Annotated in this window: 12 protein-coding genes; 5 read left to right on the top strand and 7 right to left on the bottom strand. The window is 67.2% G+C overall.

Annotation, left to right across the window (positions count from 1 at the left end; translation table 11 throughout):
* Window positions 1-30: 30 nt before the first annotated feature.
* Window positions 31-927 carry a hypothetical protein gene (locus AC51GT_RS00410; RefSeq protein ID WP_496323420.1) on the top strand — a complete coding sequence of 299 codons (897 nt, stop codon included), beginning with the start codon at window positions 31-33 and terminating at the stop codon, window positions 925-927.
* A gap of 48 nt (window positions 928-975) precedes the next feature.
* Complete coding sequence (locus AC51GT_RS00405) at window positions 976-2292, top strand: ABC1 kinase family protein (RefSeq protein ID WP_496323419.1); 1317 nt, start codon at window positions 976-978, stop codon at window positions 2290-2292.
* 75 nt (window positions 2293-2367) lie between these two features.
* Here the strand turns inward: AC51GT_RS00405 and AC51GT_RS00400 are convergent, their stop codons facing one another.
* Both AC51GT_RS00400 and AC51GT_RS00395 read right to left on the bottom strand, forming a co-directional pair.
* Window positions 2368-2691, bottom strand: coding sequence for a WhiB family transcriptional regulator (locus tag AC51GT_RS00400; protein ID WP_496327509.1), 324 nt, complete (start codon window positions 2689-2691; stop codon window positions 2368-2370).
* Window positions 2692-3201: 510 nt separating this feature from the next.
* A complete protein-coding gene (locus AC51GT_RS00395) occupies window positions 3202-5286 on the bottom strand; it encodes an ATP-dependent DNA helicase UvrD2 (protein WP_496323417.1) in 2085 nt (694 codons plus the stop codon).
* 155 nt (window positions 5287-5441) lie between these two features.
* On the opposite strand from AC51GT_RS00395, the gene AC51GT_RS00390 reads away from it, so the two are divergent.
* Window positions 5442-5666, top strand: a complete 225-nt coding sequence (locus AC51GT_RS00390) for a mycoredoxin (RefSeq protein ID WP_496324083.1) — start codon at window positions 5442-5444, stop codon at window positions 5664-5666.
* Between the two features lie 21 nt (window positions 5667-5687).
* Here AC51GT_RS00390 and nudC read toward each other — a convergent pair whose 3' ends face one another.
* Entirely contained in the window at window positions 5688-6632 is a 945-nt protein-coding gene (gene nudC, locus AC51GT_RS00385; RefSeq protein ID WP_496327508.1) for an NAD(+) diphosphatase, read from the bottom strand.
* Window positions 6633-6809: 177 nt separating this feature from the next.
* Window positions 6810-8819 (bottom strand): aconitate hydratase, encoded by a 2010-nt coding sequence (locus tag AC51GT_RS00380; protein WP_496327507.1) that lies wholly within the window; start codon window positions 8817-8819, stop codon window positions 6810-6812.
* A 303-nt stretch (window positions 8820-9122) separates the two neighbouring features.
* Between AC51GT_RS00380 and AC51GT_RS00375 the strand changes: the two genes are divergently transcribed.
* Window positions 9123-9329: a hypothetical protein gene (locus tag AC51GT_RS00375; RefSeq protein ID WP_496323414.1), complete on the top strand. Its 207-nt coding sequence runs from the start codon at window positions 9123-9125 to the stop codon at window positions 9327-9329.
* On the opposite strand, the gene AC51GT_RS00370 is transcribed toward AC51GT_RS00375, so the two are convergent.
* Complete coding sequence (locus AC51GT_RS00370; RefSeq protein WP_496323413.1) at window positions 9326-10396, bottom strand: potassium channel family protein; 1071 nt, start codon at window positions 10394-10396, stop codon at window positions 9326-9328. The genes AC51GT_RS00375 and AC51GT_RS00370 overlap by 4 nt on opposite strands.
* 133 nt (window positions 10397-10529) lie before the next feature.
* On the opposite strand from AC51GT_RS00370, the gene AC51GT_RS00365 reads away from it, so the two are divergent.
* Complete coding sequence (locus AC51GT_RS00365) at window positions 10530-10943, top strand: DoxX family protein (RefSeq protein ID WP_496327506.1); 414 nt, start codon at window positions 10530-10532, stop codon at window positions 10941-10943.
* Window positions 10944-10948: 5 nt separating this feature from the next.
* On the opposite strand, the gene AC51GT_RS00360 is transcribed toward AC51GT_RS00365, so the two are convergent.
* Entirely contained in the window at window positions 10949-14329 is a 3381-nt protein-coding gene (locus AC51GT_RS00360) for an ATP-dependent helicase (RefSeq protein ID WP_496327505.1), read from the bottom strand.
* The gene (locus AC51GT_RS00355; protein ID WP_496327504.1) at window positions 14322-17687 is read right to left on the bottom strand and encodes an ATP-dependent helicase; all 3366 of its coding nucleotides are present in this window, start codon (window positions 17685-17687) and stop codon (window positions 14322-14324) included. Before AC51GT_RS00355 ends, AC51GT_RS00360 begins: the two co-directional genes overlap by 8 nt.

Here is a 17687-nt window from a genome sequence, read left to right as displayed (position 1 = left end):
GGGCGTGACCGGTTCTGGTTCGGTGTTGCCATGACACTCGCGCCTTTGCCGATGCTCCGTGCCGGAGCAGTGATCCTGCTCCGGCCCGGCGGCCGGATCCAGGTCGGACATGACCCTGACCGGGCGGTGATCATCGAACCGCCCGCCCATGTCGTCCCCGATCGGCTCGCCGCACTGCTGCGGTCACTGACCGGGCCGCAGCCTCTGCAGGACACCGCCGCCCGGGCAGCGGCGGCGGGCCTGACGACCGACGAGGTCCGCGAGTTGCTCGACGCGCTGGTCGAGGCCGGCACCGCCCACCACGGCAGATCTGCGATCACACCGATGCAGATCCGGATCCATGGTGCCGGGCCGCTCGCCGACGCAACGGCCTCGGCGCTTTCCCGGCCGGAGTTCTCGGTCCTACAGTCGGTCCGGCGGCCACGACTGTTCGACGGCGAGGTCGATCCGATCACCCACGAGGACCGGATGGTCACCTGGGCCACGGATCTGGTGATCCTCACCGACTTCCTGGCGCACGATCCCTGGTTGGTGTCGAGCCTCATGCGGCACCGGATTCCGCATCTGATGGTCCGTCTCCGTGACGGCACCGGTGTGATCGGCCCGATGGTGTTGCCCGGGCTGTCGAGTTGTCTGCACTGCGCCGACCATCACCGCCGGGACCGGGACCGGGACTGGCCGATCGTCAGTGCCCAGCTGCTGGGGCTCAGTGGCTGGGCCGGGTCGGCGACCATTGCCGGAACGGCCGCGATCGTGCAGGCGGAAGTCGAGCACGTGGCAGCGGCGACCCGGCCCGACCGCCGCACCGGCACGCCTGCGGCGCCGACCAGCCTCGATGCCACGATCGAGTTTCGCGCGGACCCGTCATCGCTGCTCATCCGGGGCTGGTCACCACATCCGTTGTGCGGCTGTCGTCTACCGCAATGAACCAGGCGTCGTCCACTAAGCTCGGGTCCATCGGAAAGGGGAAACTCAATGGCTGAGATCACACGCGGCGGGGCACGGCGAAACGCCAAGCTCGCCGCGCTTCCGCTAGGGGTGGCGGGGCGGGCCGCATCGGGCTTCGGTAAGCGGCTCGCAGGTGGGGACAAGGACGAGATCACCGCGGACATGATGGAGAAGGCAGCGCAGCAGCTGTTCGCGGTTCTCGGTGAGCTCAAGGGCGGGGCGATGAAGGTCGGGCAGGCGCTCTCCATCATGGAGGCCGCCATTCCCGAGGAGTTCGGCGAGCCCTTCCGGGATGCGCTGACCAAGCTGCAGGCCGAGGCACCGCCGTTGCCGACCGCCAAGGTGCACGCGGTGCTCGACAATCAGCTCGGTACCAAGTGGCGTGAACGGTTCAAGGAGTTCTCCGACGAGCCGGCGGCTTCGGCGTCGATCGGCCAGGTACACAAGGCGGTCTGGCATGACGGACGCGAAGTGGCCGTCAAGGTCCAGTACCCGGGCGCCGATCACGCGCTCAAAGCCGACCTGAAAACGCTGTCCCGGATGACCGGCCTGCTCAAGCGCCTGTCCCCCGGCACCGACGTGAAGTCGATGATGGACGAGCTGATCGAGCGCACCGAGGACGAACTGAACTACACCCTCGAGGCGAACAACCAGCGCGCCTTTGCCAAGGCATTCGCCGGCGACCCGAACTTCGTGGTTCCGCGCATCGTCGCATCTGCACCCAAAGTTGTTGTGTCCGAGTGGATCGACGGCATTCCGATGTCGAAGGTGATCAAGAACGGCACGGTCGACGAACGCAATGACGCCGCCGCCAAGATGACCGAGTTCGAGGTCAGCTCGCCCACCCGGGTCGGTTTGGTCCACGGCGATCCGCATCCGGGTAACTTCCAATTCCTCGCGGACGGCCGGATGGCCATCCTCGACTTCGGCGCCGTCGGCCATTACCCGAACGGTCTGCCGGCGGCCACCGGTCCGATCCTGCGTCTGTGCCGGGACCGGAAGTACGACGAGCTCAAAGAAGAAATGGTGCGGGCCAACTTCATTCAGCGTTCACACCAGGACAAGGTCACCCCGGCCGACCTCGAGGCGTATCTGCGTCCCTACGTCGACCCGCTCTACAGCGAGTCGTTCCACTTCACCAGGAAATGGCTGCAGCGCGCCGCGGGTGCCGCCTCCGACCCGCGTGGAGATGTCTACCGGACCTCGCGAAACCTCAATTGCCCCAAGGAGTATGTGATGGTGTTCCGGGTGCTCGGTGGATGTGTCGGTATCGCAGCACAACTCGATGCCGAAGCGCCCTACCGCGCCATCATGGAGAAGTGGGTCCCGGGCCTGGCCGAGTAGGGTTCGGACAACAAAGAGCGGGCGGACACAGAAGTTCTTGTGTCCGCCCGCTTTTCGCTGGGGATCGGTGGAACATCATGCCGCGGTCGGGTTCTTGCGTGGCCGGCCGCGAGGACGCTTGCGTGCGATGACGACCCCCTGATCGAAGATCTCACCGCCCCAGACGCCCCATGGCTCAGCGCGTTCGAGCGCTTCGGCCAGGCATTCGCGCCGCAGTGGGCAATCGCTACACAGCGCCTTGGCCTGCTCGAGTTGACCGGGGTTCTCGGAGAACCACAGGTCGCTGTCCACCATCTGGCACGGGAGCTCCGTTTTGGATGCATCCAGTGCGAGTCCGCCGACCCCGAAACCGTTGTCGCCGGACCTGCTGTCGCGGTACGACTCGAGTAACTCGGTCATTGGGTCTTCCTCCACTGTCGAATGTGCTGCTCGGATTGATTTGGGACCGGGCCTCGACTGTGGTGGAACAAAAATTGTTCTCAGATCACAAAAGAGGCCACGGTTTCGCTGTCGCGATTCGCCGTGGCCTCACATGGAGTCTGAACTGTGTCAGATCTCTATTCGTGGAGAGAACACGGGAAACGCCTGGCGGGTTCGGCGACGGACGGATACCACCGTCGGCGGCAGGAACGCCGGAATCGCTGCTGTCATAGCCAGGAATCCCGGCTTGATGGCGGCGGTGTGCGCAGTGTGAACGGCCTTGGGGCGAGGGGCGAGGGGCTGTTCGTGATGCCATGAGGCACATGCCGTGACGGCATGGTCGACTGCGCGCTCGGCGCTGCACAAATCAATCATCGGACCTCTCCTCTCCCGCTCGGTTGGCTCGTGCACCTGGTTGTGACACCGTTTTGTTCTCCGTGCCACACAATGTTGTTGTCCACAGTAGGGGCTGCCCAGAAAACGCACAAGCTATTTTTGACCTGCGGTTTTCCCGCCTCGGACGAGTGTGAGTATGTCCTCGCCGTACTGATCGAGCTTCTTCTGACCGATCCCCTGGATGCCGACCAACGCCGAGACATCCCCGGGCTGCTGTTCGGCGATCGCGATCAGCGTGTTGTCGGTGAACACCACGTAGGCGGGGACCTTTTGTTCCTTCGCGCGCCCGCTGCGCCACTCCTTGAGCGCGAGCAGCAATCCCTCGTCGAGGTCGGATGGACACCGCTCGCAACGACCCAGCAGCACTGCGGTCTTGCCCAGCAACGGCTTTCCGCAGACGCGACACTTCGGTCCGGAGCGGGTTCGTTTGGGCTCGGCGATCTTGGATGCCGGCGAGTCGTCGGGTACCAGGTTGATCACGAAACGCGACCGGCGCCGCGAGGCCCGGCCACCCTCGTTCCGCGACAGCGCCCACGACAGCTGCAGGTGTTCGCGCGCGCGGGTGACGCCGACGTAGAGCAGCCGGCGTTCTTCTTCGATGGCGTCTTCGCCGGCTTTGATGGCCTGGCTGATCGGCATCGAGCCGTCGACGAGCCCGACCAGGAAAACCGCATCCCACTCCAGGCCCTTGGCCGCGTGCAGGGACGACAACGTCACGCCCTGCACCGTCGGTGGGTGCCTGGCCTCGGCGCGCGCCGCGAGCTCACGGGACAGTTCGGTCAGGGTCAGGTCGGCATTCTCGGCCAGCATGTCCTCGGTCATCGTCACCAGCGCCCGCAGGGACTCCCACCGCTCGCGGGCCTGTGCACCGGCCGGCGGCTCGTCGGTCAGGCCCAGCGGGACCAGGATCGCGCGCAGGAGCGTCAGCGTCTGCGCCTCGGCGGGCAGATCGTCGCGCTGGGCGGTCTGGCTGACCGCTCGCATCGCCTGCCTGATCTCGGACCGCGAGAAGAACGCCTCCCCACCGCGCACCTGATACGGGATCCCGGCCGCGGTCAGCGCCTGCTCATGGGCTTCGGACTGGGCGTTGATCCGGTAGAGGATCGCGATCTCCGACCCGGGCACACCGGAGTTCATCAGTCGCTTGATCGAACGGGCGACGGCCTTCGCCTCGGCCGGTTCGTCGTCGTACTCGGCGAAGTCGGGCTCGGGGCCGGGATCTCGCTGCCCGATCAACTGCAGGCGCGTGCCGGCGATACGCCCGCGAGCGGCCCCGATGACGCTGTTCGCCAGCTGCACCACCTGGGGTGTCGACCGGTAGTCCCGCTCGAGACGGACCACCGTCGCGTCGGGGAACCGCCGCGAGAAATCCAGGAGATAGCGGGGTGTGGCCCCGGTGAACGAATAGATGGTCTGGTTGGCGTCACCGACGACGGTCAGGTCGTCGCGCGGCCCCACCCAGGCGTTGAGCAGTGCCTGCTGCGCCGGGGTGACGTCCTGGTATTCGTCGACGACGAAGCAGCGATAGCGATCCCGGAACTCCTCGGCGATCAGCGGATGATCGTCGAGGATGGCGCGCGTCATCAGCAGCAGGTCGTCGAAGTCCAGGAGCTGATCGCCCGCCGGCGACACCTTGGCCTGCTCGTAACGTTCGTAGACCAGCGCCACCTGCTCGGGCGGGATGGGTGACTCGCGACGGCTCTTGGCCACCGCGGCCGGGTAGTCCGCGGGCCCGATCAACGAGCCCTTGGCCCACTCGATCTCCGAGATGAGGTCACGCAACGACTCGGTGGTGGTCGGCGCTCCGGCAGCGCGGGCCGCGCGGGAGACCACCGGAAACTTGTTGTCGAGCAACTCCCACTGGTTCTCACCGATCGCCTGTGGCCAGAAGTACCGCAGCTGACGCATCGCTGCGGCGTGGAACGTCAACGCCTGCACCGCATTTCCCTGCCCGGAGATACCCAGCGAACGGAGTCGGGTGCGCATCTCACCGGCAGCGCGGGAGGTGAACGTCACGGCCAGGACCTGACTTGCCCGGACATGGCCGTCACCCACCAGATGCGCGATGCGACGCGTGATGGTGCGGGTCTTGCCGGTGCCTGCGCCGGCCAGGACACAGACGGGCCCACGGGGTGCGAGCACAGCGGCCTGCTGCTGCGGGTCAAGTGAGGCATCCATGGCGATCAGTATCCCAACGTCCACCGACAGACGTGCGGCCGGACGGTCCCGCACCGGACCCCGCCCCGCCGGCGCGGGACATCGAGGCACGACGGGAACACCGTCGGCCCCCGTGATGTTATGTAAGCGTGACTACCGACAACGCTGCTCTGACCATGTACACCACCAACTGGTGTGGATACTGCAAACGCCTCAAGATGGGCCTGAAGTCCGCCGGAATCGAGTGGGTGGAGATCGATATCGAGCAGGACCCGTCGGCCGCCGAGTTCGTCGGCAGTGTCAACGGTGGCAACCACGTGGTTCCGACCGTCAAGTTCGCCGACGGCAGCACCGCCACCAACCCGACGGTGGCCGACGTCCGCAAGAAGCTGGGCGTCTGACCACCGCCCACCCGCGGTGAGTCAGCGCACCCCGGTCGCCGGCGTGTAGGCCCAGGCCCGGATCAGCGCGCTGGCGATCGAGATCGATCCGGGCAACCGCAACCGCGCGTTGTCGACGATCGGATCGCCGTCCGGACTCATCCAGTCCTGCTGGGCCTCAACCGCTTCGATCACCTCCGCCCGGCCGAACCACTCGGCTGCCGCGATCTCACCATCGATGAAGTCGAGTGGTTGGTCCGGGTCTGCGGTGACCTCGAAACCCACCATCAGCGACCGTGGGAACGGCCACGGCTGTGACCCGATGTACTGCGGATTCCAGGAGTCCAGACCGACTTCTTCGTGGACCTCGCGAAGCACACACTGTTCGAGCGACTCCCCGGGTTCGACGAATCCGGCCAGCGTCGAGAACCACCGCTCCGGCCATTGCTTCTGCCTGCCGAGCAGGATCTGATCGCCGCCATCATGGACCACGGTGATGATCGCCGGATCGGTGCGGGGGAACTCCTCGCGACCGCTGATGACGTTGCGGCGGGCCCAGCCACCTTTGACCGGCTCGGTGTGGGCACCGTCGACCGGCGAGAACCGGGCCGTGTCATGCCAATTCAGTACCCCGAGCGCGGTCGAGAGGATCCCGGCCTCATTCGGTCCGAGCAACTGGGCACCGCGCCGCGGATCGTCCTTCGGTCCGTCGATGACATCGAACCGCATCGCCCACATGTCGTGGCCCTCATCGGGATGCAGTCCGAGGAACACCGCTTCCGGCGGAGGTTCGTCGTCGACGTCGACCGCCATGATCCAGCCGAGGCCGTCCTCCCCCACCGGATAACGTCCGGAGGGGTCGATCTGCAGCAGAAGTGCCCGCGCCCAGCCGTCCTTGAGTCGCTGATGGTCCTCGCGGATCTCGTCGGCACGGTCGTAGACCGCCTGCGACAGCATCGGGGGCTGTTCGAATTCAAAGCGCCGCACTGGTTTCCCTTCTCGAATCCCACTGTTCGGCCATCACCCCGCCGACCTCGGTGACGAGGGACGTGGCAGACCGTTCGGCACCGGCCCACCGTGAGGACCACACCCCACCATAAGGCCTCATCCGCCGTCGCCGGACGGTGTCGACGGCTGACCGCCTCCGCGCCGGCACTGTCCGGGCTAGCTGATCTCGCCGCTGTCCTGCAGGACGGTCTCCTTCGCCTCCTGCACATCCGATTCCCCGTCCCGCGCCAGACGTGGGATCAGGCCGCCGGCCAGGACATCGGCGACCTGCCGCTCGGACAACCGGTGGCGCACCGTGATCGGGGCTCCCTTGGTGACGTTGTCGATGGTGAAGGTGTCGCCGGTTTCGAGCGTCCTCCGCAGTTCGTCGACCCGCAGGACATCGGTCTGTTCGACCTTCTCGTAGTCGGCCGGATCGTCGAATTCGACTGCCAGGACACCAAAATTGGCGAGGTTCTGCCAATGGATACGGGCAAAGGACTTCGCGATGACCATGCGCACCCCCAGGTATCGAGGGGCGATGGCGGCATGTTCGCGGGATGACCCCTGCCCGTAGTTCTCGCCACCGACGATGATGTGCCCGGCCTCGCCGGCCTGCTGCGCGCGCTCGGGGTAGGTCTCGTCGATGCGGGTGAAGGTGAACATCGCCAGCTTGGGGATATTGGAGCGGTACGGGAGGGCTTTTGCGCCGGCCGGCGAGATCTCGTCCGTCGATATGTTGTCGCCGACCTTCAACAGGACCGGGGCCTCGAGTTCGTCGGGAAGATCATCGAGTTCGGGCAGGCTCGAGATGTTCGGCCCCTTCACGGGTTCGACCTGTGCCGCCTCATCGGCGTCGAGCGGCGGCACCAGCATGTCGGTGTTGATCGAATGTTGCCGGGGCAGATCCAGTGCCGGATGGTCCATCCCGACATCGGCGGCCCAGTCACGCGGGTCGGTGATGGTGCCGGTCAACGCGGAGGCAGCCGCCGTTTCGGGCGAACACAACCACACCGCATCTTCCGTGGTGCCCGAGCGTCCGGGAAAGTTACGCGGCATCGTCCGCAGGGAGTTGCGTCCGGTCGCCGGCGCCTGTCCCATCCCGATGCAGCCCATACAGCCGGCCTGATGGATGCGGGCACCGGCGACGATGAGTTCGGTGGTCGCACCCATCTTCGTCAGATCGGTGAGGATCTCGCGCGATGTCGGGTTGATGTCGAAGCTGACCTGGGGCCCGGTCTGCCGGCCGGCGACCATCGCGGCGGCGATCGCGAAATCCCGAAGCCCCGGGTTCGCGCTCGACCCGATCACCACCTGCGAGACATCCTCACCCGCGACCTCACGGACCGGCACCACGTTTCCCGGGGAGGACGGCTTCGCGATCAGCGGCACGATCTGCGAGAGATCTACGGTCTCCTCCACGTCGTACCCGGCGTTGCCGTCGGCGACCAGTTCAACCCAGTCATCGGCTCTGCCCTCAGCCCGCAAGAACTCCCGAACCACGTCGTCGCTCGGGAAAACACTGGTGGTGGCGCCGAGTTCGGCACCCATGTTCGCGATGACGTGGCGATCCATCGCGGTCAGGCCCGCCAGCCCCGGACCGTGGTACTCGATGATCTTGTTCACGCCGCCATTGACGTCGTGGCGTCGAAGGATCTCCAGGATGACGTCTTTCGCCGAGCACCAGGGTGGCAGCTCACCGTCGAGCCGCACGCCCCAGATCTGCGGCATCCGAATGTTGAGGGGATGACCGGCAATCGCCAACGCGACCTCCAGACCGCCGACACCGATGGCGAGCATTCCCAGCGACCCCGCGGCCGGTGTGTGCGAATCAGATCCCACCATCGACTTGCCCGGTGCCCCGAACCGTTGCATGTGCGTCGGGTGGGAAACGCCGTTGCCCGGCTTGGAAAACCACAGACCGAACCGTTCGCACGCCGTCCGCAGGTATTCGTGGTCCTCGGCGTTCTTCTCATCGGTCTGCAGCAGATTGTGATCGACGTACTGCACGCTGACCTCGGTGCGGGCACGATCGAGACCGAGCGCCTCGAGTTCTTGCATCACCAGGGTCCCGGTGGCGTCCTGGGTCAGGGTCTGGTCGATGCGCAGGGCGACCTCTTCACCGGGCTTCGTGGACCCCGACACCAGATGCGACTCGATCAACTTCTGAGCAACATTTGCCGGCATGCGCAATCTCCCTACGATGCGGACCACGTCTCCGTTGAACGCCGGCGTCAGAGGCCGAGCGGAGGGTTGCGTACCGACACCGGTGGGCCGCTGGGCTCGACCCGGGTTCGCCAGAGGAGATCACAGTGCACTCGGATGTCCCAAGTCTTCCAGTCGATGTCGAATACCGCCGAGGGTTGACGAACCGCGTGGACACCAAAAATGTTGCCCAGAGGTTTAATATGCCAAAGCTTGGGTTAATCCAGCCGAACGCCGCAGAAACCTGGCCCCACAGCAGTGCTTGACGTTCAAGGGGAATCCGATATGGCCGTCACCGCAGGACAACACTTTCATTGGCCCTCACCATCGGGGCTGTCGGTCCTCATGCAAGTCATCGCCGTACGGCACCATCCGGTTTCGTTTGCCGAGGTGCAGCCACTGGCGGGCGGACAACGCTTCAGCCTGCCACTGCGCCTCGTCGAACAGGCCACCGAATCCATGCCGCCCACCCCGTTGGCGTCGAACAGCTAGTCCGCGCTGCCCTGCCGGACGTACAGCAATCTGTCGCCCTGCTCGATCGCATCGACCTTGCTGTCGTCGACGCGGTGCAGCTTGCCGTCCCGCACCACACCGAGCACGATCTGCGGCAGGTGCCGCGGTGACCCGCCGTATTCATCGGGTTCGACATCCCGTTCGGCGATGGCGAATCCCTGGTCGGGCGTGAGGAGATCCTCGATCACCTCGACCACCGTCGGGGTGATCGTCGCCAGCCCGAGCAGACGGCCCGCGGTCTCCGAACTGACCACCACCGAATCGGCGCCCGACTGCTTCATCAGGTGGGTGTTCTCCGCCTCCCTGATCGAGGCGACGATCTTCGCCTTGGGGGCCAGTTCCCGTGCCGTCAAGGTCGCCAACACCGCGGTGTCGTCGCGGTTCGTCGCCACGATGATCGCCGACGCATGCTGGGTACCGGCCAGCCGGAGGACATCCGAGCGGGTGGCATCGCCGCGCACGGTGACCAGCCCCTTGGCCGCGGCGTTGTCGAGTACGGCCTGATCACCGTCGACAACGACGATCTCGGCGGGCTTCTGTCCGTCCGCGATCATCGCCTTCACAGCGGTCTTGCCTTTGGTTCCGTAGCCGATGACCACGGTATGGTTCCGCACCTTGTTCCTCCATCGCTGGATCTTGAGCGCCTGCCGCGACCGTTCGGTCAAGACCTCGAGGGTGGTACCGACCAACACGATCAGGAACATCACCCGCAACGGCGTGATGACGAGCACGTTGATCAGCCTGGCCGATGGCGTGTACGGCGTGATGTCACCGTATCCCGTCGTGGACAGGGACACCGTCGCGTAGTAGAGGCAGTCCAGGAACGACAGTGGGCTGTCCTGCACATCGCGGTAGCCGTCCCGGTCGAGATAGACGATGAACACCGCGGCAAACAACGCGGCCAGAGCAAAGACGACGCGGCGACTGATCGCCCGGCCCGGGCTCGACTGCATCTCCGGGATGCGGACCACACCGACCAGGGCGTGGTCGGGCATATCTGTCAGCTCATCGTCTTTGAACCGCCGGCGTAGCCGACCCGCAGCCATCTATCCGACCCACCTCTCGCCGCGACCTACCGGTTGCAGAGTTTGCGTACGCACAAAGTGGGACTGTAGTCCTATCAGCCGCCGGCGGTCATAACGACGGACAGGACGGGACATCATCAGGCATGGTGGAGGGATGACAGCAACCAGACAGAGCTTGCCGCAGTTGGCGTTTCCGGACTCGCAGAAGCTGGCCACCCGCATGGGCCTCGGACTGCTGGGTATGGGGACTCTGCATTTCGTCGCCCCGAAACCCTTCGACCAGCTGATTCCCGCTGAGTTGCCGGGCAGCGCACGCGCTTACACGTATGGCTCCGGGGTGGTCGAGCTCGCGGTGGGCGCGGCGCTGCTCGCTCCCAAGACGCGCCGGTACGGCGGCCTGGCAGCCGTGGCGTTGTTCGTCGGTGTGTATCCGGGCAACATCAACATGGTCCGGCTGTACAAGAACAAGCCGTTGCCGCAGCGCGCCGTCGCGTGGGGCCGGTTGCCGCTTCAGCTTCCGATGATCTGGGCCGGGTGGCGGGTCTGGAAGTCCGCGCCGAAGCGATGAGTTCCTCAGGACGCACCCTTCTCCCGGCGGATCAGCGCGGCGAGCCGGGCCCGGTCCGGTAGGTCGCGCGGGCGCAGGGTCGAGTTCGACCGGACATAGTGGAATGCGGCCCGGACCTTCTCGAGGTCGGTGCCGGTCAGCTCCGCCCATGCCACCCGATACGCGGCCAGCTGCACGAAGACCGAATGCTCCTGCGCCGGTGTCGGCTTCGCACCGGTCTTCCAGTCGACCACCGTGTACCCGCCGTCGGGTTCGGCGAAGACCGCGTCGATGCGTCCGCGGATGATGGTGTCGGCGATGACCGTCTCGAACGGCACTTCGACCTCGATCGGGTTACGGGCCGCCCAATCCGATCGCAGGAACGCCTCTCGCAAGACCTCGAGGTCGGCATCGGACCCGCCCTCGGCGTCGGCTGCGCCCGGCAACTCGTCGATGTCGAGAAGCCGGGTGGCACCGTATCGACGTTCCACCCACGCATGGAAGGCCGTACCCCGGCGCGCCAGCGGGTTCGGTTTGAACGGCAGTGGTCGGCGAAGGCGTCGGGCGAACGCATCTTCGTCCTTGTCGAGCTCGACCAACTGGCTCACCGAAAGGTGCTGCGGCATGGTCACTTCGATGTCGGAACCCAGGCCTTCGGACCGTTCGGTCAACAGCACCGCCAGATCGTTGGCCCATTCCCGGATCTGCGGATCACCCTCGTCGACCTCGGAGCCCGATTCGGTGTCGATCTCCTCCCCCATGTCGAACAGCGCGGGTTCGCCGCGCGCACGCAACGCCGCCCGGACCAGGTCGGCTCCGCGCTCGGTGCCCGGTCGCCGCGGCCCCAGCGGATCAGCGGGCCAGGGCGCCCCGGCCGCCAGCATCGCCAGCGGATTCTCGGCCCCCTCTTCGGGCTCGGCGGCCCACTGCGCGATGGTCAGTCCCGGTGCACCGTCCGGCGACGTCTCGATCAATTGCTGCGCGATGTCATGGAGTTCGGTCAGGAACACCGACGGACCCTTGGGTTTGTCACCGGCGGCCGACCAGTGGTGCCCGCTGATGATCAGCGCCCGTTTGGTTCTGGTCAGTGCCACGTACAGGAGCCGGCGGTCCTCTTCGAGCTTGCGTCCGCGCAACGCTTCTTGGTGCGCTTCGATCAACTCCTCGAGTTCCTTGCGGTTCTCCAGCCCGTCGAGCACCAGCGGCGGAAAGCCTTCACCTTCAGACGAATCCGCGAGGTCACCGCGCAATTCGGCGGGCAGTTCCCGGGCGCTCTTGAGCCAGGTGCCCTCGGCCTTGCCGCCGGGGAAGATGTTGGTACACAGGTGTGCGATCACCACGACGTCCCACTCGAGCCCCTTGGCCGCATGCACGGTCAGGATCTGCACCCGGTCCTCGGCGATCTCGACCTTGCCGGGCTCGAGCCCCTTCTCGATGTCGGCCGCCGATGCCAGGAACGCCAGCAGCCCGGGCAGGGTGGCCGCGGAACGCTCCGCATAGTTCGCGACATATTCGGCGAAGGCGTCGAGATGTTCGCGCCCGGTGATGTTGCCGCGCAGTCCCCGTGCCCGGATCTGCGCCTCGACATCGACGCCGGTGACCCGCTCGACCTCGGCGACCAGTTCGGGCAGTGGCCCGCCCATCCGTGCCCGCAGCACCGACAATTGGTGTCCGAGCAGTTTGATCCGGCGGTAGCCGTCCGGCGAATAGCGCGCCGCCGGACCGGGATCGGCGAGGGCATCGCCCAACCCCGCCTGATCCACCGTCTCCGAGGGGACCGCCGAGTCGAGCGCGCGGTCGAGCTCTTCGAGACTGGTCATGGTGCCCGACACGGCATTTGCGCCGGCGGCCAGATCCCGCGCCCGCGCCCAGAGCGCGGCGAGATCCCGGGCGCCGATGCGCCAGCGGGGTCCGGTGAGCAACCGGACCGCGGCGGTACCCGCCATCGGGTCGGACATCAGCCGGAGCATCGCGACGACGTCCTGGACCTCGGGCACGCCGAGCAACCCGCCGATGCCGACGACCTCGGCGGCGATCCCTCGATCGGCGAGCTGCGCGGCCAACGGTGCCGAATCCTGGTTGCGCCGCACCAGGATCGCCACGGTCGGCGGTTTGCCGTCGGCCTGGTTGTACTCGCGCTCGATCTGATCGACGATCCAGGTGCGTTCATCGGCAACGGTGTCGGTGAGCGCCATGTCGATGGTTCCGCGCGGGGCGTCGACGCGGGGCCGCAGGATGCTCACCGGAACACCCCGTCGACGCAGTTCTTCGGAGGCGGCGTTGGCCATGTCGAGGGCGTGGCGCGCGTTGCGCCAGCTGGTGAGCAGTTCCAGGCGCGGCGCCTGGGTGCCGTCACTGCACCGGAAGTCCGTGGTGAACCGGGGCAGATTGGCGGCCGAGGCACCACGCCACCCGTAGATGGACTGGATCGGGTCACCGACTGCGGTGACCGCGATCCCGGCGCCGGCGAGAACCCCGCGCGGCGTTCCGAACAGTTGCGAGAGCAACACCCGCTGCGAATGCCCGGTGTCCTGGTACTCGTCGAGGAGCACGGCCCCGATCGCGGCCCGTTCCGCCGGGGCGACTTCCGGATGCGCGGTGACAAGCTTGGCCGCCAGCGACATCTGACTGCCGAAGTCGAGCACGTTCGCGTCCATCATCGCCTGACCGAGCGCCGCCACCAGTGGCACCAACTGCCGGCGTTCATCGATCGCGGCCTGGATGTCGCGCAACTTCGCCGGCGGTGTCGGTTTCTGCCGCCCGACCGGTGGCAGTGTGTCGATCAACCGGTAGAGGTCGTCGCCTGCGGCCGCGAGTTGTTCGAGGTCGACCAGGTGCTCGGCCAGCTCTCCGTACAGCTTGAGTACCGATTCCGTCACTCCGCCCGGCGTTTTGGGGGTGTCGAGATCCTCGGACCAGCCGCCGACCACCGAGAACGCGAGTTGCCACAGCTCCGTTTCGCTGAGCAATCTCGCGGACGGTTCCACCGGCAGGAGCAGACCGTAGTCGGCGATCAACCGGCCCGCATACGCGTGATAGGTGCTGACCTGCGGATCGGCCGAGCGCAATTTGACGCGCAGCTCACCGTCGGGATCCCAGCGTGACATCGCCGACGAACCGGCCAGCATCGACAACCGGCGCCGGATCCGCGCGGCCAGCTCCTGTGCGGCCTTTCGGGTGAAGGTCAGGCCCAGGACCGCGTCGGGCTCGACCAGGCGGTTGGCGACCAGCCAGACCACGCGGGAGGCCATCGTCTCGGTCTTGCCCGCCCCGGCACCGGCCACCACCAGCACCGGTTCCAGCGGTGCCTCGATGACCTCGACCTGCTCATCGGTCGGGGGCGGCTGATCCAGCGCACCGGCCAGCACCCGCGCGGAAATCCTTGTGTGCACGGCTGTTTCAGCCATCGGTCACCATTCGTCCGTCGAGTTGGGCGGGACAGCTCGCGGTCAGCGGACAGTGCCCGCAGCCGTCGTTGATCGTCGCCTCGAAGCTGGGCCCGATGCTGCGGTAGGCCGCCGACCGGACCACGGCCAGCCACTGATCGATCTGCTCCTCGGTCAGCGGGTCCTGATTGCGTTGGGCCGCACCGGTCTTGCCGTTGGCGTTGTTGACGTAGACCAGTGTCCCGCCGCCCGGTTCGACGTTGCCGAGCTCGGGGACCCCGCCCAGTGCCAGCGCCAGTTGGTAGGTGGCCAGCTGCGCATGGTCCTGTCCGGCTGCCACCGAGATCGTGTTCTTGCCGGTCTTGACGTCGACGACCACCGGGCGGCCCTTGCTGTCGGCCTCGAGCCGGTCGATGCGCCCACGCAGGCGCACTTCCGGGACGTCGATCACCTCACCGTCGGCACCGGTCACCTTCGCCGGTTCCACCCGGGCATCGACGTCTATCTCCACGGCCACCTCGGTCAATCCCTCTCGGGACATCTTCAGCCACTGCCGGAAGTTGGTCAGCATCTCCTCGGTGCGCTCGAGTTCACGGCGCGAGAACCAGGGCGCGCCGACGTCGACCTGATCCCAGACCCGCCGCAGGGACGCGGTGACGTCTTCCGGCGGGATCTTGCCTGCCACGGCCTGCACGAGGGTGTGCACCAGCGTTCCGGCGACCGCCGGACGCGAGTCCCCGTCGCGACCGCCGTAGCGCTCGAGCATCCAGCGCAGCGAACAGGTCCCCAGTGATTCGACGCTCGAGGGTGACAGGGTCAGCGGACCCGACGACTCCGACCAGAGCGGCTCGGTGGTGCTCGGTCCGGCCAGCCCGTACCACTGGTCGGGATGCGCGCCGGGCACACCCGCGTCGGCCAGTTCGGCCAGCATCTCGGCGGCGGCCTGCGTCCGCGGATCGTCCTGGTCGCTGCTGTCGCAGACCTGGGCCCGCAGTTCGGCGACCAGCGACGACAACGAAAGCACCCGTCGCAGACCCGGTTCGACGGGAAGCTCCAGTTCGGGTTCGTCCTCGTCGGCGCCGGCCACGACCGCCGCCAGTTCACCGATGAACCGGGACGGCGCCGCGTCACCACTGCCGTCGTCGACCGCGCTGACCATCAACCGGCGACGGGCCCGGCTGCAGGCGACCAGCAACAGCCGCCGCTCCTCGGCCAACGCGACCGCGGTACGCGAGATGGTGTCGATCGCATCGGCCGACACTCCGTCGAGCAGGTCGACGAGCTGACCGGTACCGAGGATGCTGCCGCGGCTGCGCAGACTGGGCCACAGGCCGTCCTGCACGCCGGCCACCGCGACCACATCCCATTCACGACCGGCGGCGGCATGCGCCGAGAGCACCGTCACCGAATCGGACGAGGTCTGGGCCATCCGCGATTCGGTGGGGATCTGCAGGGCGCTGAGGTAGTCGATGAATCCGCCGAGGGTGGCCGCGGGCAGGCTGTCGGCGAAGTTGGCGGCGGCGTCGAACAGCGCCACCATCGCATCGAGGTCCCGGTCCGCCTGTGCACCGCCGGGACCGTGGTCGCGGCGCATCACCTGATTGGCCCAGCGCGGCCCCAATCCGCTTGCCTGCCAGGCCTCCCACAGGATCTCCTCGATGCTGCGACGGCTCGCCGCCGCCGTACGCGCCGCCCGGATGACCGTCAGCACCCGCACCAGCGGCTGCTTTTCGGCGTCGGTCAATCCGCCGAGGTAGTGCTCGACGTCGATGGCGGGCTGGTCGCCATCGGAATCCGAACCCGGGGCTGCGGGGCGGGCGCTGACCAGTTCGGCGATCACGGTGGCCGAATCGCGGTCCCGGGAGGACTCGGTCTCGACCCGTCGCACGCCGCGTCGCAGGCGCCGCAACGCCGCCGGATCGGCACCGCCGATCGGACCGGACAGCAACTCCAGTGCCGCGTCGGGGTCCAGGGGCGTCTCCACCGCACGCAGCGCCAGCAACATGGCCGACACCGAACGGGCCAGGGCCAGCGGTATCTCACTGGCCGGGGTCATCACCGGCACACCGGCCGACCGCAGGGCCCGGCGCAGCGGTGCCATCGCCCGGGGAACCGACCGCACGATCACCGCCATCTGCGACCACGGCACGTCGTCGTAGAGGTGGGCGCGGCGCATCATGTCGGCGATCGCGGTGGCTTCCTTCGCGGCCGAGCCGTAGATGCGGACCACCGGGGGCGGGGCGTCGGGATGATCGGCTTCCGACTTACGCCGGCGGCGGCCCGGCAGCCGGGCCGCGATGGAACCGCCCAGATAGCTGATCGGCGCGGTCGACCGGAAGTTGTTGTCCAGCAGGATGTCCCGCTCGGGGTCGTCGAGTTCGTCGAGAAACCGCGCGCTGGCACCGCGGAAACCGTAGATCGACTGGTCGCCGTCGCCGGCGACCACGGCCTGCCGGGTCCCGGCGCCCACCAGCTTGATCAGGGTGGCCGCCTGCGGGTCGAGGTGCTGGGCGTCGTCGATCAACAGGTACCGCACCCGGGCGCGCTCGCTGCGCAGCAGTTCCGGGTCGGTGGCGAACGCGGTCAACGCCGACCCGACCAGCTCGGCCGCATCCACCGCGGGGGCCGTGGCCTGCGGGGCCTCCAGCCCGACCGCGCCGCGCAGCAGACCACTCTGCTCGTACTGGCGGTACGCCCTGCCCACCGCCTGCCATTCCGGGCGGCGATGGGTGCGACCCAGCGCGATCAGATCTTCGGGACCGACGCCCCGTTCGGCGGCGCGCATCATCATGTCGCGCAGGGCCTGGGCAAAACCGTTGGTGCCCAACGCCGGCCGCAACCGATCAGGCCAGTACTCGGCGCCGTCCTCGATGTCGCCGGCGAGCAGTTCGCGCAGCACGGCATCCTGTTCGGCTCCGGTGATCAGCCGCGGCGGCGGGTTGTCGTGTGCGGCGGCCTGCAGACGCAAGACAGCGAACGCGTAGGAGTGCAGGGTACGGACGATCGGCTCACGAGTGGCCCGCGGCGTCCGCGCCGGACCCGTGCCCGTCGACAGCAATCGGGAGGTGATCTGCTCACGCAGTTCGGTGGCCGCCCGCCGACTCGAGGCGAGTACCAGGATCGATTCGGGGTCGGTGTCCGGGTCGGACAGTCGCGCCACCGCGATGTCGACGATCAGGGACGTCTTGCCGGTGCCCGGACCACCATGAACCCGGTAGGGGCGGAACTGCCCGGTGGCGGTGAAGTCACCGTCGATGAGCGCCTGTACGTGAGAAGGCCAGGTGCGTGGGAGCGCAGCGGCGATCGGCGCGGATACCAATCGCGTGGTCAATGCGGGCACGCACACGTCCTTTCTCTCGACTGTGGTCGATGGTGTCAT

This window comes from Williamsia sp. z34 (assembly GCF_059553395.1).
Note: the sequence above shows the minus strand (reverse complement) of the source record. Positions and strands in the feature narration are given on the sequence as shown.